General features: G+C 56.5%; 18 protein-coding genes. 7 read left to right on the forward strand and 11 right to left on the reverse strand.

Translation table 11 applies throughout. The features are described 5' to 3' along the window. The first annotated feature begins 97 nt into the window (after positions 1 to 97). From nrdR to thiL, 5 genes are all read left to right on the forward strand, one after another. A complete protein-coding gene (nrdR, locus tag AC0TN7_RS15935; protein ID WP_008503337.1) occupies positions 98 to 547 on the forward strand; it encodes a transcriptional regulator NrdR in 450 nt (149 codons plus the stop codon). Positions 548 to 551: 4 nt separating this feature from the next. Beyond that, a complete protein-coding gene (gene ribD / locus AC0TN7_RS15940; RefSeq protein WP_024906808.1) occupies positions 552 to 1655 on the forward strand; it encodes a bifunctional diaminohydroxyphosphoribosylaminopyrimidine deaminase/5-amino-6-(5-phosphoribosylamino)uracil reductase RibD in 1104 nt (367 codons plus the stop codon). Positions 1656 to 1742: 87 nt separating this feature from the next. Next, positions 1743 to 2213, forward strand: a complete 471-nt coding sequence (ribH, locus tag AC0TN7_RS15945) for a 6,7-dimethyl-8-ribityllumazine synthase (protein WP_006176874.1) — start codon at positions 1743 to 1745, stop codon at positions 2211 to 2213. 21 nt (positions 2214 to 2234) lie between these two features. Further along, a complete protein-coding gene (gene nusB / locus AC0TN7_RS15950; RefSeq protein WP_024906809.1) occupies positions 2235 to 2654 on the forward strand; it encodes a transcription antitermination factor NusB in 420 nt (139 codons plus the stop codon). Positions 2655 to 2731: 77 nt separating this feature from the next. Then, on the forward strand, positions 2732 to 3703 hold the full coding sequence (gene thiL / locus AC0TN7_RS15955) for a thiamine-phosphate kinase (RefSeq protein WP_024906810.1): 972 nt from the start codon (positions 2732 to 2734) through the stop codon (positions 3701 to 3703). 54 nt (positions 3704 to 3757) lie between these two features. On the opposite strand, the gene AC0TN7_RS15960 is transcribed toward thiL, so the two are convergent. The 4 genes from AC0TN7_RS15960 to xseB all read right to left on the reverse strand — a co-directional run bounded on the left by AC0TN7_RS15960 (position 3758) and on the right by xseB (position 7826). Beyond that, entirely contained in the window at positions 3758 to 4732 is a 975-nt protein-coding gene (locus AC0TN7_RS15960; protein WP_148769544.1) for an aldo/keto reductase, read from the reverse strand. 64 nt (positions 4733 to 4796) lie between these two features. Beyond that, entirely contained in the window at positions 4797 to 6659 is a 1863-nt protein-coding gene (gene dxs / locus AC0TN7_RS15965; RefSeq protein WP_024906812.1) for a 1-deoxy-D-xylulose-5-phosphate synthase, read from the reverse strand. 24 nt (positions 6660 to 6683) lie between these two features. Beyond that, positions 6684 to 7583: a (2E,6E)-farnesyl diphosphate synthase gene (gene ispA / locus AC0TN7_RS15970; protein WP_008503332.1), complete on the reverse strand. Its 900-nt coding sequence runs from the start codon at positions 7581 to 7583 to the stop codon at positions 6684 to 6686. After that, a complete protein-coding gene (gene xseB, locus AC0TN7_RS15975; RefSeq protein WP_008503331.1) occupies positions 7584 to 7826 on the reverse strand; it encodes an exodeoxyribonuclease VII small subunit in 243 nt (80 codons plus the stop codon). Between the two features lie 191 nt (positions 7827 to 8017). On the opposite strand from xseB, the gene thiI reads away from it, so the two are divergent. Then, positions 8018 to 9466 (forward strand): tRNA uracil 4-sulfurtransferase ThiI, encoded by a 1449-nt coding sequence (gene thiI / locus AC0TN7_RS15980; RefSeq protein ID WP_024906813.1) that lies wholly within the window; start codon positions 8018 to 8020, stop codon positions 9464 to 9466. A gap of 69 nt (positions 9467 to 9535) precedes the next feature. On the opposite strand, the gene yajL is transcribed toward thiI, so the two are convergent. Then, positions 9536 to 10126: a protein deglycase YajL gene (gene yajL, locus AC0TN7_RS15985; RefSeq protein WP_024906814.1), complete on the reverse strand. Its 591-nt coding sequence runs from the start codon at positions 10124 to 10126 to the stop codon at positions 9536 to 9538. After that, a complete protein-coding gene (panE, locus tag AC0TN7_RS15990; protein ID WP_024906815.1) occupies positions 10089 to 11000 on the reverse strand; it encodes a 2-dehydropantoate 2-reductase in 912 nt (303 codons plus the stop codon). The genes yajL and panE overlap by 38 nt, the downstream gene beginning before the upstream one ends. Positions 11001 to 11121: 121 nt before the next feature. On the opposite strand from panE, the gene AC0TN7_RS15995 reads away from it, so the two are divergent. Next, positions 11122 to 11613 (forward strand): YajQ family cyclic di-GMP-binding protein, encoded by a 492-nt coding sequence (locus AC0TN7_RS15995; protein WP_417926955.1) that lies wholly within the window; start codon positions 11122 to 11124, stop codon positions 11611 to 11613. Between the two features lie 31 nt (positions 11614 to 11644). Here AC0TN7_RS15995 and AC0TN7_RS16000 read toward each other — a convergent pair whose 3' ends face one another. The 5 genes from AC0TN7_RS16000 to cyoB form a co-directional block, all read right to left on the reverse strand. Beyond that, positions 11645 to 13006, reverse strand: a complete 1362-nt coding sequence (locus AC0TN7_RS16000) for an MFS transporter (RefSeq protein WP_248272976.1) — start codon at positions 13004 to 13006, stop codon at positions 11645 to 11647. Between the two features lie 149 nt (positions 13007 to 13155). Beyond that, on the reverse strand, positions 13156 to 14043 hold the full coding sequence (gene cyoE / locus AC0TN7_RS16005) for a heme o synthase (protein WP_013095848.1): 888 nt from the start codon (positions 14041 to 14043) through the stop codon (positions 13156 to 13158). Between the two features lie 11 nt (positions 14044 to 14054). Then, positions 14055 to 14381, reverse strand: coding sequence for a cytochrome o ubiquinol oxidase subunit IV (locus tag AC0TN7_RS16010; protein ID WP_006176899.1), 327 nt, complete (start codon positions 14379 to 14381; stop codon positions 14055 to 14057). Then, positions 14381 to 14995, reverse strand: a complete 615-nt coding sequence (locus tag AC0TN7_RS16015; RefSeq protein WP_023334703.1) for a cytochrome o ubiquinol oxidase subunit III — start codon at positions 14993 to 14995, stop codon at positions 14381 to 14383. Before AC0TN7_RS16015 ends, AC0TN7_RS16010 begins: the two co-directional genes overlap by 1 nt. After that, a complete protein-coding gene (gene cyoB, locus AC0TN7_RS16020) occupies positions 14985 to 16976 on the reverse strand; it encodes a cytochrome o ubiquinol oxidase subunit I (protein ID WP_014168864.1) in 1992 nt (663 codons plus the stop codon). Before cyoB ends, AC0TN7_RS16015 begins: the two co-directional genes overlap by 11 nt. Positions 16977 to 16990 lie beyond the last annotated feature (14 nt).

The raw sequence follows: 16990 nt of genomic DNA on the forward strand, positions 1-16990 counted from the left end.
TCAGACATAGATCCTTTGTCTCAAAAAGCTCTTCCTTTGTTGTCAGGCCAGATCAGGGTAAAATGAAAATTAGTTAACCGGATAACAGGGATACCGTATGCATTGCCCATTCTGCTCCGCTGTGGATACCAAAGTCATCGACTCTCGTCTTGTGGGCGAAGGGTCATCCGTACGCCGTCGTCGGCAATGTCTGGTGTGCAACGAGCGTTTCACGACCTTTGAGGTTGCTGAGCTGGTAATGCCGCGCGTGGTAAAAAGCAACGACGTGCGAGAGCCGTTTAACGAAGAGAAACTGCGCAGCGGGATGCTGAAGGCCCTGGAAAAACGTCCCGTCAGCGCGGACGACGTTGAAATGGCGTTAAACCACATAAAATCTTACCTTCGTGGTTTGGGTGAGCGTGAAGTGCCGAGCAAAATGATCGGCAACCTGGTGATGGAGCAGCTGAAAAAGCTCGATAAGGTCGCCTATATCCGCTTCGCTTCGGTCTACCGCAGTTTCGAAGATATCAAAGAGTTTGGCGAAGAGATCGCCCGCTTACAGGATTAAGCTCATGCAGGATGAGATTTACATGGCGAGAGCCATGAAGCTGGCGCAGCGCGGTCGTTTTACTACCCATCCTAACCCGAACGTCGGGTGCGTTATCGTCAAAGATGGCGAGATCGTGGGGGAGGGGTTTCACTATCGTGCCGGCGAACCGCATGCTGAGGTTCATGCGCTGCGCATGGCCGGCGAGAAGGCGCGCGGTGCTACGGCCTACGTCACACTGGAGCCCTGCAGCCATCACGGGCGTACGCCGCCGTGCTGCGAAGCGCTTATCGCGGCAGGTGTTTCGCGCGTGGTCGCATCGATGCAGGATCCGAATCCGCAGGTAGCCGGACGCGGTCTGTATCGCCTGCAGCAGGAAGGCATTGACGTCAGCCATGGCCTGATGATGCAGGACGCGGAAGCGCTCAACAAAGGCTTTCTGAAGCGCATGCGCACGGGGTTCCCGTATATTCAGCTCAAGCTGGGCGCCTCGCTGGACGGTCGTACGGCGATGGCAAACGGCGAAAGCCAGTGGATCACGTCGCCACAGGCAAGGCGCGATGTGCAACGTCTGCGCGCGCAAAGCCATGCTATTCTCACCAGCAGTGAAACCGTTCTGGCTGACGATCCGGCTATGACCGTGCGCTGGGACGAACTGAATGCCGATACTCAGGCGCTTTACCCGCAGGAGAACCTGCGTCAGCCGCTGCGTATTGTCATTGATAGCCAGAACCGGGTGACGCCGGAGCACCGCATCGTCCAGCAGCCGGGTGAAACCTGGATTGCCCGCACTAAAGAAGATACGCGCGAATGGCCGGAAGGCGTGCGCAGCATTATGGTGGCGGAGCATAACGGTCATCTGGATCTGGTGGTGCTGATGATGCTGCTCGGCAAGCAGCAGGTGAACAGCATCTGGGTCGAAGCCGGGCCAACGCTCGCCGGTGCGCTCTTACAGGCCGGACTGGTGGATGAATTGATTGTTTACGTTGCGCCTAAACTGTTAGGTCACGATGCGCGCGGCCTGTTTGTGCTGCCTGGCCTTGAAAAACTGGCCGACGCACCGCAACTCAAATTTAGCGAGATTCGTCCGGTAGGTCCGGATGTCTGCCTCCACTTAACGACAGCGTAATTGCTCCTGAAATAGGGAAGCAGTGCGCAAAGTATTATGATAAAATCCGCCCCCCTGCGGGGCCAAATGAACCCGTAAAGGAAGAGTATGAACATTATTGAAGCTGCTGTAGCTACCCCGGACGCTCGCGTCGCCATCACCATTGCGCGTTTCAACAACTTCATCAACGACAGCCTGCTGGAAGGTGCTATTGACGCCCTGAAACGTATCGGCCAGGTTAAAGATGACAATATTACCGTTGTTTGGGTTCCAGGCGCTTACGAACTGCCACTGGCGGCGGGCGCGCTGGCGAAAACCGGTAAATATGACGCGGTGATTGCACTGGGTACCGTTATTCGTGGCGGCACTGCGCACTTCGAATACGTTGCGGGCGGTGCAAGCAACGGTCTGGCACACGTTGCGCAGGATGCTGAAATTCCTGTCGCGTTCGGCGTGCTGACCACCGAAAGTATTGAACAAGCCATCGAACGTGCTGGCACCAAAGCCGGTAACAAAGGTGCAGAAGCTGCACTGACCGCGCTTGAAATGATCAATGTATTGAAAGCCATCAAGGCCTGATTTTTTTGTAAGGGGAATTCCGTGAAACCTGCTGCTCGTCGCCGCGCCCGTGAATGTGCCGTCCAGGCACTTTACTCCTGGCAGTTGTCCCAGAACGACATCTCTGATGTTGAATACCAGTTCCTGTCAGAACAGGACGTGAAAGACGTTGACGTTCTGTACTTCCGTGAACTGCTGTCGGGAGTGGCGACTAATAGCGCGTATCTCGATGGTCTGATGAAGCCTTACCTGTCCCGTCTGCTCGAAGAGCTGGGCCAGGTAGAAAAAGCAGTGTTGCGTATTGCGCTGTTTGAGCTGTCTAAACGTGATGATGTGCCGTATAAAGTGGCCATCAACGAAGCGATCGAACTGGCGAAAACCTTCGGCGCTGAAGACAGCCACAAGTTTGTAAACGGCGTACTTGATAAAGCAGCACCTGCGATCCGTCCCCACAAAAAGTGATCCGCAAACCGGAGTCCTGCATTGCCTGACGGGCAGTGCGGCTCCGGTTTTTTCTTTTATTTGCTGAGGCATAACGTATGGCATGCGGCGAATTCTCCCTGATTGCCCGTTATTTCGACCGTGTCAGAACCTCTCGTCTTGATGTTGAAACCGGCATTGGCGATGACTGTGCACTTCTCAATATTCCCGAAAAACAGACGCTGGCAATCAGCACCGACACCTTAGTGTGCGGCCGTCATTTCTTACCGGATATCGATCCTGCCGATCTGGCGTATAAAGCGCTGGCGGTGAACGTCAGCGATCTGGCGGCGATGGGTGCCGATCCTGCGTGGCTGACGCTGGCTTTGACCCTGCCAGAGGTGGATGAAGCCTGGCTGGAAGCCTTTAGCGATGCGCTATTTGAGCAGCTTAGCTACTATGATATGCAGCTGATTGGCGGTGATACCACTGCCGGTCCGCTGTCGATGACGCTGGCGATCCACGGCTATGTGCCGCTTGGCCGTGCGCTTAAGCGCTCAGGCGCAAAACCCGGTGACTGGATCTACGTGACCGGTACGCCGGGCGACAGTGCGGCAGGGCTGGCGATCCTTCAGAACCGTTTAACGGTTGAAGATGCTGATGATGCGGCATATCTGGTAAAACGCCATCTGCGGCCAACACCGCGTATCTTGCACGGCCAGGCGCTGCGCGAGCGGGCGAGCTCGGCTATCGATCTCTCTGACGGGCTGATCTCAGACCTCGGCCATATTCTGAAGGCCAGCGGCGTCGGCGCGCGCGTTGACCTAGACCTGTTCCCGCTGTCTGAGCAACTGCTTCGCCATGTAGAGCCTGAGCTGGCCCTGCGCTGGGCGCTGTCCGGTGGTGAAGACTACGAACTGTGCTTCACGGTGCCTGAGCTCAACCGCGGAACGCTGGATGTGGCGTTAGCGCATCTCGGCGCGAAATTTACCTGCATCGGTCAGATCATGCCGGAGAGTGAAGGGCTGAAGTTTGTGAAAGACGGTGAGCCGGTTACGCTGGACTGGAAAGGGTACGATCACTTCGCGTGATGTTGTGCGCTCTGTATTGCCGGGTGGCGGCTCCGCCTTACCCGGCCTACGTGCTTACTTAAATCCTACCACCGGATGCTGCTGATACGGCGTCTCAAGCTCGGCAACCTGCTCCGGCGTCAGCGTGATATCCACCGCATTCAGCAGTTCGTCAAGCTGCTCTTGCCGGGATGTGCCGATAATCGGCGCCGCGACGCCGCGTTTACCCAGCAGCCAGGCCAGCGCCACCTGGGCGCGGGTTGCACCGGTATCGTCGGCGATCCCGGCTAAACGTTCGGCAATTAGCGCATCGCTGGCTTCTGTACCACCATACAGATTTTTTCCCACTTCATCCGATACCAGACGGGCCGTGGTTTCTCCCCACGGACGGGTCAGACGACCGCGCGCCAGCGGGCTCCACGGGATCACCGCCACGCCCTCCTGATGGCACAGCGGCAACATTTCGCGCTCTTCTTCACGATAGATCAAGTTGTAGTGATCCTGCATGGTGACGAAGCGCGCCCAGCCGTGCTGCGCCTGGAGATCCAGCGCCTGAGCAAACTGCGACGCGTGCATAGACGACGCGCCGATGTAGCGTGCTTTACCGGCTTTGACCACATCGTTCAGCGCTTCAAGCGTCTCCTCGACTGGCGTGTTGTAATCCCAGCGGTGAATTTGCAGCAGGTCGACGTAATCCATGTTCAGGCGCCTAAGGCTGTCATCAATGGATCGCAGGATCTGTGCGCGAGAAAGGCCCTCAGCCAGGTCGCCTACCGGATAGTAGACCTTGGTGGCGACGACGATGTCATCACGACGGGCAAAATCGCGCAGGGCGCGGCCAACAATCTCCTCGCTGCTGCCGTCGGAGTAGCTGTTGGCGGTGTCAAAGAAGTTAATGCCGCCCTCAATGGCGCGTTTGATAATCGGACGGCTGCTCTCTTCCGGCAGCGTCCAGGCGTGGTTTCCCCGATCGGGCTCGCCAAAGGTCATGCATCCCAGACAAAGTCGGGAAACCTTAAGGTCCGTTTTTCCTAACGTAGTGTATTGCACGGTTCCGCTCCTGCTGTTTAAACACCAGGTTTAAGCATAGCAGGAGCGGAAAAGGGGGAAGGGGTCAGTCCAGCCAGCGGCGGATTTTAGCTTCGATACCGGCAGCGTCCAGGCCAATCGCCGCACGGGCTTCATCCTGGGTACCCTGAGGAATGAAATGATCCGGCAGGCCGAGGTTTAGCACCGGCACGGCTTTACGATTTGCCATCAGCACCTCGTTCACGCCGCTGCCCGCGCCGCCCATAATGGCGTTTTCTTCCAGCGTGACCAGCACGTCATGCGTCTCCGCCATACTCAGGATCAGCGATTCGTCGAGCGGTTTCACAAAGCGCATGTCCACCAGGGTGGCATTCAGCGCTTCAGCCGCTTTCGCCGCCTCTGGCATCAGCGTGCCGAAGTTCAGGATCGCCACTTTTTCACCGCGACGCTTCACCAGACCTTTACCGATCGGCAGTTTTTCCAGCGGCTGGAGCTCAACGCCCACCGCATTGCCGCGCGGGTAGCGAACGGCGCTTGGGCCATCCTGATAGTGGTAGCCGGTAAACAGCATCTGACGACATTCGTTCTCGTCGCTTGGCGTCATGACGACCATGTCCGGAATACAGCGCAGGAACGACAGGTCAAACGCGCCCTGGTGCGTCTGGCCGTCGGCACCGACGATGCCTGCACGATCGATAGCAAACAGCACCGGCAGCTTCTGAATCGCCACGTCGTGGATGACCTGATCGTAGGCGCGCTGCAGGAAGGTGGAATAGATCGCGACAACCGGCTTGTAGCCGCCAATGGCCAGGCCCGCCGCAAACGTAACCGCATGCTGCTCGGCAATGGCAACGTCAAAATACTGGTCAGGGTATTTTCTGGAGAACTCCACCATGCCGGAGCCTTCACGCATGGCCGGGGTGATCGCCATCAGCTTGTTGTCTTTCGCGGCGGTTTCGCACAGCCAGTCGCCGAATATTTTTGAATAGCTCGGCATGCCGCCGCTGCTTTTTGGCAGACAGCCGCTGGACGGGTCAAATTTCGGTACCGCGTGGAAGGTAATCGGATCTTTTTCCGCCGGTTCGTAGCCACGCCCTTTTTTGGTCATGATGTGCAGGAACTGCGGGCCTTTCAGGTCGCGCATGTTCTTGAGCGTGGTCACCAGACCGAGCACGTCATGGCCGTCAACCGGGCCGATATAGTTAAAGCCCAGCTCTTCAAACAGGGTGCCCGGCACGACCATGCCTTTAATGTGCTCTTCGGTACGCTTGAGCAGCTCTTTGATTGGCGGCACGCCGGAGAAGACTTTCTTGCCGCCTTCACGCAGCGAGGAGTAAAGCTTGCCGGAGAGCAGCTGCGCCAGATGGTTGTTCAGCGCGCCGACGTTCTCGGAAATCGACATTTCGTTATCGTTAAGGATAACCAGCATGTCCGGCTTGATGTCGCCCGCATGGTTCATGGCCTCAAAGGCCATACCGGCGGTGATGGCACCGTCGCCAATCACGCAGACGGTGCGGCGCTGCTTGTTCTCTTTTTCGGCGGCAACGGCAATCCCGATGCCCGCCGAAATGGAGGTAGAGGAGTGGCCGACGCTCAGCACATCGTACTCGCTCTCACCGCGCCACGGGAACGGGTGCAGGCCGCCTTTCTGACGAATGGTGCCAATTTTATCGCGACGTCCGGTCAGAATTTTGTGCGGATAAGCCTGGTGGCCCACGTCCCAGATGAGCTGATCGAACGGCGTGTTATAGACATAGTGCAGCGCCACGGTCAGCTCTACCGTGCCAAGCCCGGAGGCGAAATGGCCGCTGGAGCGGCTAACGCTGTCGAGCAGGTAGCGACGCAGCTCGTCGCACAGCTTCGGCAGGCTCTCTTTCGGCAGCAGACGTAACTCCTGGGTGGAGTCAACTAACGCCAGTGTCGGGTATTTGGCAATATCAAAACTCATCAAAGGCTCATCGAGATATATAGTTTATTTATCACGCTGGATTATATAGTCCGCTAGCGCTTCCAGTGCCGAGGTATCCAGCGATTGCGCGGCCAGTTCATTTAGCGACTGGCGGGCATCGTCAATCAGATCCCGGGCTTTACGTTGGGCTTGCTCAAGGCCCAGCAGGGCGGGGTAGGTACTTTTGCCAAGCTGCTGGTCCGCACCCTGACGTTTACCCAATGTTGCAGTATCGCCCACCACATCCAGAATGTCATCCTGAACCTGGAATGCCAGACCGATACTTTCTGCGTATCTGTCCAGAATCGGCAGGGCTTTGCGCCCTTGTTCACCCGCGCTCAGCGCGCCCAGGCGAACGGCGGAACGGATCAACGCCCCTGTTTTATGGCGATGAATACGCTCCAGCTGTTCCAGATTAACCTGACGTCCTTCAGCTTCAAGATCCAGCGCCTGTCCGCCGCACATGCCGGCTACGCCGCTGGCCATTGCCAGCTCGGAGATCATCGCCAGGCGGTCGCGGTCAGCCACTTCCGCCATCGGCGCGTCGCTCAAAATCGAGAACGCCAGCGTTTGCAGGGCATCACCCGCCAGAATGGCATTCGCCTCGCCAAACTTGATATGGCAGGTGGGTTGACCCCGACGTAAATCGTCGTCGTCCATGGCCGGGAGATCGTCGTGGATCAGCGAGTAGGCATGGATGCACTCAACGGCGGCTGCCGGGGCGTCCAGCGTGTTATCGCTGATGCCAAACATATTGCCCGTGGCGTACACCAGGAACGGGCGCAGGCGCTTTCCACCCAAGAGTGCGCCATAGTGCATGGCTTCAACCAGTGGAGTGTTCTGAAAAGGCTGTGGCGCGATAAAACGGCGCAGGGCGTCGTTGGCGCGTACGACACGCGCCTGAAGCTCATTGGCAAAATCCATTTACTCGGCGTCCGGTGTGAAAGGCGTGGTTTTCGCGTCTTCGCTGTCGGAAAGCAGGATCTGCACGCGCTGCTCGGCCTGCTGCAGCTTGACCTGCCCCTGGCGCGCCAGCTGCACGCCACGCTCGAATTCGTTGAGCGCCTCTTCCAGCGGGAGATCGCCGCTCTCAAGGCGGGTAACAATTTGCTCCAGTTCACTCAGCGCAGTTTCGAAACTGGCCGGTGCGTCGTTCTTCTTCGGCATAGTGAATTGACTCTTATATTCTCAGCCCCGACATGGTAACGGACTCAGGGCAATTATCAAATAACGCGCAATGTGCACAGGAGCGGCGCGATGGTGGTATACTTGCGCGCCTGGATGCAGCCACGGGTGTGGGCTGCTGTACTCTTTTCCATTACAAGCCTTAATACGCTTGCCTAAGAAACATTGCCGCCATGAAGTTTATCATTAAATTGTTCCCTGAAATCACCATCAAAAGCCAATCTGTGCGTTTGCGCTTTATTAAAATTCTCACCGGGAACATTCGAAACGTATTAAAGCACTACGACGAAACCCTCGCCGTGGTGCGCCACTGGGACCACGTTGAGGTCCGTGCCAAAGACGAAAACAAACGTCAGGATATTCGCGACGCCCTGACCCGTATTCCGGGTATCCACCATATCCTGGAAGTGGAAGATGTCCCGTTCAGCGATATGCACGACATCTTCGAGAAAGCGCTGGTCCAGTACCGCGACCAGATCGAAGGCAAAACTTTCTGCGTGCGCGTAAAGCGTCGCGGCAAGCACGAGTTCAGCTCCATTGAAGTGGAACGTTACGTGGGCGGCGGCCTGAACCAGCACGTCGAGTCTGCGCGCGTGCGCCTGACCAACCCGGATGTGACCGTCAATCTGGAGATCGAAAACGATCGCCTGCTGCTGGTGAAAGGGCGCTATGAAGGCATCGGCGGCTTCCCGATCGGCACCCAGGAAGACGTATTGTCCCTGATCTCCGGCGGCTTTGACTCCGGCGTCTCCAGCTATATGCTGATGCGCCGCGGCTGCCGCGTGCATTACTGCTTCTTCAACCTGGGCGGCGCGGCGCACGAGATCGGCGTTCGTCAGGTGGCGCATTACCTGTGGAACCGCTTCGGCAGCTCTCACCGCGTGCGTTTCGTGGCAATTAACTTCGAACCTGTGGTTGGCGAAATCCTCGAAAAAGTAGACGACGGCCAGATGGGCGTCATCCTGAAGCGCATGATGGTGCGCGCGGCGTCCAAAGTGGCTGAACGCTACGGCGTGCAGGCGCTGGTCACCGGCGAAGCGCTGGGCCAGGTTTCCAGCCAGACGCTGACCAACCTGCGTCTGATCGACAACGTGTCTGATACGCTGATCCTGCGTCCGCTGATCTCCCACGACAAAGAGCACATCATCGATCTGGCGCGCGAAATCGGCACCGAAGATTTTGCCCGCACCATGCCGGAATACTGCGGCGTGATCTCAAAAAGCCCAACGGTGAAAGCGGTGAAGGCGAAGATCGAAGCGGAAGAAGAGCACTTCGATTTCAGCATTCTGGAAAAAGTGGTGGCGGAAGCGTCCAACATTGATATCCGCGAGATTGCCCAGCAGACCGAGCAGGAAGTGGTGGAAGTTGAAACCGTGAGCGGTTTCGGTGCTAACGATGCGATTCTGGATATCCGCTCTATTGATGAGCAGGATGACAAGCCGCTGCAGGTTGAAGGCGTCGACGTGGTTTCTCTGCCGTTCTACAAGCTGAGCACGAAGTTTGGCGATCTCGACCAGAGCAAAACGTACCTGCTGTGGTGTGAGCGCGGGGTGATGAGCCGCCTGCAGGCGCTGTATCTGCGCGAGCAGGGCTTTGCGAATGTGAAGGTGTATCGCCCGTAGTTTCTCGCCGGGGAGTGCGGCCTGATGCCCTCACCCCGGCCCTCTCCCGCAGGGAGAGGGAGAAAACACCTATTCGTAATAATTATAAATCCCCGCCGGCATCACCAGCGACGATGCCACTTCGTACGCCTTCTCGCGCCCGACCAGCAGGTCAATAATCTTTAAGCCAAAATCAATTGCGGTGCCGGGTCCCTGGCTGGTCAGCAGGTTGACGCGCGGGTCCCAGACGACGCGTTTATCCACCCAATGCTCTTCCGGGATCGTATCCTTAAGCCCCGGGAAGCCGGTCATGTTGCCGATGGGGAAGATATCGTGCGGAATCAGAACCGTTCCGGCGGCGGCACAGATAGCGGCGACGATGCGGCCGGATAAATGAAACTGACGCACGGTCTCGACCAGCAGCGGGCTGTCGCGAAAACATTCCGCGCCTTTCAGGCCACCGGGCAAAACGATGATATCGTAATCCCCGTCGGCTACCTGCACGAGCGGGGCATCCGCGAGCAGCTTCACGCCGCGCGAGCAGGTAATCGCCAGGCTGCCGTCGCTGGCGACGCTGGCGGTGGTCACCTTAATGCCGCCGCGCACCATCAAATCAATGGTGGTGACCGCTTCCATCTCTTCGCTACCAGGGGCGAGGCAGATCAGGGCTGACGCGCTCATATTCACTCTCCTTACGTTTAACCAGGTCATACAGACGGGCGTTTTCCGGCACCGCGATGCCGTGCGCGCGGGCGCGTTTTAGCAGATAACCGGTGATATAGTCGATCTCCGTGTGGCGTAATGCCCGAACGTCCTGCAGCATCGAGGAGACGTTTTCTGCCGTGCTCTCAATGACCTGCTCGACGTAGCAGCGCAAATCGTCCGCCGACGTGTGCAGGCCTTCCCGCTCAACGACCGCCGCGATTTCTGCACACAGCACCGCAACGTCCTGTGGATGATTTTTCAGCTCTCCGTTCGGACAGTTCCACAGCGCCGTCAGCGGATTGATCACGCAGTTTACGGCCAGCTTGCGCCAGAGTTGAGGACGAATATGGTTATGCCAGGCTACGTCCGGCAGCACCTTCTGCAGCACATCGGCAAGATAGCTGTAGTCGCCATCCTGCGTTCTGGCGGGTCCAATGTGCGTCACCCCGCTGGCGACATGCACGATGATGTTGCCGTCGCGACGGGCAGCGTGCGTGGTCGTCGCCATCAGCAGGGGCTGCGGAACGCTTTTCAGCTCGTCAAGGGTCCCCATGCCGTTATGCAGCAGCAGTATGGGCGAAGTGGGGGGGAGCTGGGCGGACAGCGTCTTTACCGCGTCTGAGACCTGCCACGCTTTGAGCGTCACCAGTAAAAGGTCACTTTGCGCCAGGAAATCAGGATCGTTCGCGGTGAGGGATTCGTTAAAGATGCTTCCGTCTTCACCAATCAGGTTTACACTGCAATAGGGCTGGGGCACGCGCAGCCAGCCCTGAACCTCATGTCCGTGCTTGCACAGCGCGGTCAGCCACAGCTGACCAAGGGCTCCACATCCGAGCACTGTAATTTTCATTGTTCCTCCTCACCTGCAACTGCGCCAGGTGTTACAGCTTAATTATACAGCTAAGCTTCTGTTGAGTTATGCCTCGTAGCGGGTATTATGCAACGCAACAAAAGTGAAGGGAGAAGAAAAGATGCCATCTTTCGATATTGTTTCCGAAGTTGATATCCAGGAAGTTCGCAACGGCGTTGAGAACGCAAGCCGCGAAGTTGAGTCACGTTTCGATTTTCGTGGCGTTGAGGCGTCGTTTGAGCTGAACGATGCAAATAAGACCATCAAGGTGCTGAGCGAGTCTGATTTCCAGGTAAATCAGCTGCTCGACATTCTGCGCGCCAAGCTGTTAAAGCGCGGCATCGAAGGGACGTCTCTGGATGTACCGGAAGAGTTTGTGCACAGCGGTAAGAACTGGTTTGTTGAAGCTAAGCTGAAGCAGGGCATCGAGAGCGCGGTGCAGAAGAAGATCGTTAAGCTCATCAAAGACAGCAAGCTGAAGGTGCAGGCGCAGATCCAGGGCGAAGAGATTCGCGTCACCGGGAAATCCCGTGATGACCTCCAGTCGGTGATGGCGCTGGTGCGCGGCGGCGATCTGGGGCAGCCGTTCCAGTTTAAAAACTTCCGCGATTAATATAAAAAGCCCGGTTTAACCGGGCTTTTTTTCACGCTTTGAGCGCCTGCTCAACTTCGAAGCGGTTGGTCATTTTACTGTCTATTTTGACGTAAGCGCTGCGCTCTTCGGGGACAATCAGCACTTCTGTCACGCCTTCTTTTGCTTCCAGACGCTGTTTCAGCGCATCGACAATCTCAACGTCATTCGGGATTTCCACGCGCAGGCTGCTCACGTAGCGCGGCTCTTTCATGGTGCTGGCGACCAGCAGCCAGACTGTCGCCAACAGCGCACCGGCGAGAAACACGGTTTGTGAATCAAACAGGCCGTCCACCCAGCCGCCAAGCGAGCCGCCGATTGCCACGCCGAGAAACTGGCTGGTGGAGTAGATGCCCATCGCGGTACCTTTATACCCGGCGGGGGACTCTTTGCTGATAAGCGACGGGAGCAACGCTTCCATCAGGTTAAAGGCCAGGAAGAACAGCTGCACGCCGGCAATCAGCTCCCAGAAGTGCGGGCCGGCACCCCAGAGCACGATCTCGGCAATCAGCAGGACCGCTACGCAGCCCACGAAGACGCGCTTCATTTTGCGCTTCACTTCGGCGTAGATGATGAACGGCACGACGGAGACAAACGAAATCAGCATCGTGACCAGATAGATTTTCCAGTGCTCAGCCGCCGGGAAACCCGCTGCGGCAAGCTGGCCGGGCAGGGCAACAAAGGTCGACATCAGCAGGATGTGCAAACACATAATGCCAAAATTCAGCTTCAGCAGGCGCGGCTCGACGATCACTTTGCTGAAGCAGCCTTTTACCATCCCCGACTCACGGTTGAGGACGTGGTTTTTGCTGTCCGGAACCACCCACAGGGTTAAGGCAATACCGATGGTCGCCAGCACGGCAATCATCCAGAACAGCGCGTGCAGACCCAATGTGTGCGTAATAATGGGGCCCAGCACCATCGCAATCGCAAACGTCACGCCAAAGCTCACGCCGATGAACGCCATCGCTTTAGTGCGGTTCTGCTCGCGGGTTAAGTCTGACAGCAGCGCCATCACCGCAGCGGCAATCGCGCCGGAACCCTGCAGGGCGCGGCCGAGAATAATTCCCCAGATGGAGTGGGAGAGGGCGGCAATGACGCTCCCGAGCACAAAGACCAGCAGCCCACCGACGATCAGCGGCTTTCGGCCCACCCGGTCAGAGAGCAGGCCAAACGGGATCTGGAACACCGCCTGCGCCAGACCATAAATGCCAATGGCGAGGCCAATTAGCGCCTCGCTGGCCCCCTGCAGCGCCATACCGTACGTGGTCAGAACAGGCAGGACCATAAACATGCCAAGCATCCGTAGCGAGAAGACAGTCCCTAAGCCCCAGGTCGCGCGAAGCTCGCCTGGCGTCATTTTATAATCGTTCATTACCACCTCAGTTCAAAAGCAGGCCATAGTGTAGTGCGGGGAAGGGGCGGGGTAAATAAAGGGTTATTTAACAAATATTACATGCGTTATTAATAAATTCCGTGAATAAAAAAGGGTGCCGAAGCACCCCTTTATTCACCTGTTGTGGCTTACCAGACGTAAGTCAGCAGGTTATGTGAATCTGGCACCATGAAATCGACAGACATCATCACGGACAGCGAGGTGATGGCCACAATCGAGAACACAAACAGTTTGCGCGCCCAGACTTTGTCATCTTCCACTTTGTAACCGCGCAGCGCCATACCGAGCCACCAGACGCTCACCGCAGCCGCTACCGCCAGATATTTATATCCAGCGTAACCACCCAGAGAGAGCATCAGCGTTGCCACGGCAAAGGCGATGATGTACAGCGTGATGTGGTTCTTGGCAACCGAAATGCCTTTCACGACCGGCAGAACCGGGATGTTCGCTGCCTGATAATCCTTAAAGCGGAAAATCGCGATGGCATAAGAGTGCGGCATCTGCCACAGGCTAAAGATAGCCAGCAGGATCAGAGCACCGCTGTCGAACTCGTTCGTGACCGCGCAGTAGCCAATCACCGGCGGCGCAGCGCCGGAGAGAGAACCAATCAGCGTGCCGTAGACGGAGTGGCGTTTCATATACAGGCTGTAGACGCCCACATACACCACGAACCCCATCACCCCCAGCCAGCAGGCCAGCGGGTTAGCACCAAACCACAGCAGCATAAAGCCAGCAATACCCAGCAAGGTGGCGTACACCAGCGAGACGGAAGGGGCGATCAGGCCTTTCACCAGCACCCGATTTTTGGTCCTTTCCATCTTCTTGTCGATATCCATGTCGATGTAGTTGTTAAATACACAACCGGACGCAACAACCAGTGACACACCGACCAGCGTGTAGATAAAGAGGGTGTAATCAATGCTGCCCTTAGAGGCCAGCAGGAACCCTCCGATCACGGAGATCAGGTTGCCAAAGATGATGCCTGGTTTCGTTACTTGCAGGTATTGCTTAAACATACTCGCCGCTCTTAGTGAACCATCATGTTGTAGTTGAGGTTCCACATAATCCAGATGGAACCGACTACCAGGATAGCGATGATAATCACGGTAAAGATAAAGGCGGTCATATTCCAGCCTTCATCGGACTTGGTGTTCATGTGCAGGAAGCAAACCAGATGCACCAGAATCTGAATCACCGCGGTCACCAGGATTGCACCCAGAATAACCGGCTTAGACGCAGAACCGCTCATCACCATCCAGAACGGGATCACCGTCAGGATGATCGACAGGATGAAACCTGTCATGTAGGTTTTTACGCTACCGTGGGAAGCGCCATGATCGTTTGAATGACTCATTACATCGCCCCCATCAGATATACAACAGAGAACACACAGATCCACACCACGTCCAGGAAGTGCCAGAACAGGCTCAGGCACATGATACGGGTACGGTTAGTGCTGGTCAGGCCGCGACGGGATACCTGGAACATCAGTACCGCCATCCAGATCAGACCAGAGGTGACGTGCAGACCGTGGGTACCTACCAGCGCGAAGAACGCGGACAGGAAGCCACTGCGATCCGGACCGAAACCTTCCAGAATCAGGTGATGGAATTCATAGATTTCCATCCCGATAAATCCAGCACCAAACAACCAGGTCAACGCCAGCCAGGACACAACCTGGCTCTTGTTGTTTTTGTACATGGCGATAGCCGCCATGCCGTAGGTGATGGAGCTGAATAACAGCAGTGCGGTTTCAACCAGAACGAACGGCAGTTCAAAGATATCCTTGCCAGCCGGGCCGCCCGCCGTGCCGTTCACCAGAACGGCATAGGTCGCGAACAGACAGCAGAACAGAATGCAGTCGCTCATCAGGTAGATCCAGAAACCGAAGACTTTGGTCGGTCCTGTATCGTGGTGCGCATGTTCATGCGCGTGGGCAGTTGAGTGCGCCAGAGTATCAGTTGCCATTTTTCAGCCCCGCTTTAGAAATCTCGTCGAAATGCTGATTTTCCAGCTTCTCAACTTCACGGACTGGTACGTAGTAGTCCACGTCCTCGTCAAAGCTCTTCACAATCCAGCTGATTACGATGCCGGCGAAGCCAACAATCGCCATCCACCAGATGTGCCAGATCATTGCGAAACCAAATACCGTTGCGAAGGCGGCAATCACGATGCCCGCACCGCTGTTTTTCGGCATGTGGATCTCTTCGTAATGAGCAGGTTGCTTGTACGCTTCACCTTTTTCTTTCATTTCCCAGAATGCGTCGCGTTCATGAACCTGCGGCACGATGGCAAAGTTATAGAAAGGCGGTGGAGAAGAGGTTGCCCACTCCAGCGTACGGCCACCCCATGGGTCACCGGTCAGGTCACGGTTCTGGTCGCGGTCGCGAATAGACACGTAGAACTGAATCAGCTGAGACGCGATACCACAGGCAATCAGCACGGCACCGCCCGCTGCAACCATCAGCATTGGGTGGAACTGCGGATCGATCTGCTGGCTCAGACGACGGGTCATACCCATGAAGCCCAGAACGTACAGCGGCATAAATGCTACGAAGAAGCCGATGATCCAGAACCAGAACGCGCGTTTACCCCATTTCTCGTTCAGCGTGAAGCCGAACGCTTTTGGCCACCAGTAGGTTACGCCAGCGAAGCAGCCGAAGACCACGCCACCGATGATAACGTTATGGAAGTGCGCAATCAGGAACAGACTGTTATGCAGAACGAAGTCAGCACCTGGTACCGCCAGCAGTACGCCGGTCATCCCACCTACGGAGAAGGTCACGATGAAGCCGATGGTCCACAGCATCGCTGAGTGGAACACGATACGGCCCTGGTACATGGTGAACAGCCAGTTGAAGATCTTCACCCCGGTAGGGATGGCGATAATCATAGTGGTGATACCGAAGAAGGCGTTTACGTTCGCGCCCGCACCCATGGTGAAGAAGTGGTGCAGCCAAACGATGAACGACAGAACGGTAATACACACGGTTGCCCACACCAGAGAGGTGTAACCAAACAGACGTTTACGCGAGAAGGTTGCTGCGATTTCGGAGAACACACCGAACACAGGCAGAACCAGAATGTACACTTCCGGGTGACCCCAGGCCCAAATCAGGTTGATGTACATCATCATGTTGCCACCCATATCATTCGTGAAGAAATGGGTGCCCAGGTAGCGGTCCAGGGTCAGCAGCGCGATGGTGACGGTCAGAATTGGGAAGGAGGCAATAATCAGGATGTTTGCGCACAGAGATGCCCAGGTAAATACCGGCATCTTGAACATGGTCATGCCAGGGGCACGCATCTTGATAATGGTCACGAAGAAGTTGATACCGGTCAGGGTAGTACCGACACCGGAGAGCTGAAGCGCCCAAATCCAGTAGTCGACGCCAACGCCCGGACTGTACTCAATTCCTGACAGCGGCGGGTAAGCCAGCCAGCCGGTCTGCGCGAATTCGCCCACACCCAGTGACAGGTTAACCAGAATAACGCCGACAACCGTGAACCAGAAGCTCAGGTTGTTCAGGAACGGGAACGCCACGTCGCGCGCGCCGATTTGCAGCGGAACGACAACGTTCATCAGACCGATAACCAGCGGCATCGCCACGAAGAAGATCATGATAACGCCGTGAGCGGTAAAGATCTGATCGTAGTGGTGCGGCGGCAGGAAGCCGGCTTCACCCGCTGAAGCGAGTGCCTGCTGGCTACGCATCATGATCGCATCCGCAAAGCCACGAATTAACATGACGATACCGACGATGCAGTACATGATACCGAGTTTTTTGTGGTCAACCGAAGTCAGCCACTCGTTCCACAGGTAGCTCCACTTACCGAAGTAAGTGATCAGGGCCAGTAAGGCCGCGCCACCAATGATAATTGCAGCCACCGTAACCACGATAATCGGTTCATGGTAGGGCACTGCATCCAGTGTCAATTTTCCGAACATTTTCTTCCTCGGCC

This window comes from Enterobacter sp. PL_is511 (assembly GCF_055816065.1).

Bases quoted from the DNA above. Each gene is read 5' to 3' on its own strand.
- nrdR (WP_008503337.1), top strand. From the start codon at position 98: ATGCATTGCCCATTCTGCTCCGCTGTGGATACCAAAGTCATCGACTCT.
- AC0TN7_RS16000 (WP_248272976.1), bottom strand. From the start codon at position 13,006: ATGAACGATTATAAAATGACGCCAGGCGAGCTTCGCGCGACCTGGGGC.
- AC0TN7_RS15995 (WP_417926955.1), top strand. From the start codon at position 11,122: ATGCCATCTTTCGATATTGTTTCCGAAGTTGATATCCAGGAAGTTCGC.
- cyoB (WP_014168864.1), bottom strand. From the start codon at position 16,976: ATGTTCGGAAAATTGACACTGGATGCAGTGCCCTACCATGAACCGATT.
- AC0TN7_RS16010 (WP_006176899.1), bottom strand. From the start codon at position 14,381: ATGAGTCATTCAAACGATCATGGCGCTTCCCACGGTAGCGTAAAAACC.
- ispA (WP_008503332.1), bottom strand. From the start codon at position 7,583: ATGGATTTTGCCAATGAGCTTCAGGCGCGTGTCGTACGCGCCAACGAC.
- thiL (WP_024906810.1), top strand. From the start codon at position 2,732: ATGGCATGCGGCGAATTCTCCCTGATTGCCCGTTATTTCGACCGTGTC.
- panE (WP_024906815.1), bottom strand. From the start codon at position 11,000: ATGAAAATTACAGTGCTCGGATGTGGAGCCCTTGGTCAGCTGTGGCTG.
- thiI (WP_024906813.1), top strand. From the start codon at position 8,018: ATGAAGTTTATCATTAAATTGTTCCCTGAAATCACCATCAAAAGCCAA.
- cyoE (WP_013095848.1), bottom strand. From the start codon at position 14,043: ATGTTTAAGCAATACCTGCAAGTAACGAAACCAGGCATCATCTTTGGC.
- ribH (WP_006176874.1), top strand. From the start codon at position 1,743: ATGAACATTATTGAAGCTGCTGTAGCTACCCCGGACGCTCGCGTCGCC.
- xseB (WP_008503331.1), bottom strand. From the start codon at position 7,826: ATGCCGAAGAAGAACGACGCACCGGCCAGTTTCGAAACTGCGCTGAGT.
- dxs (WP_024906812.1), bottom strand. From the start codon at position 6,659: ATGAGTTTTGATATTGCCAAATACCCGACACTGGCGTTAGTTGACTCC.
- yajL (WP_024906814.1), bottom strand. From the start codon at position 10,126: ATGAGCGCGTCAGCCCTGATCTGCCTCGCCCCTGGTAGCGAAGAGATG.
- AC0TN7_RS16015 (WP_023334703.1), bottom strand. From the start codon at position 14,995: ATGGCAACTGATACTCTGGCGCACTCAACTGCCCACGCGCATGAACAT.
- ribD (WP_024906808.1), top strand. From the start codon at position 552: ATGCAGGATGAGATTTACATGGCGAGAGCCATGAAGCTGGCGCAGCGC.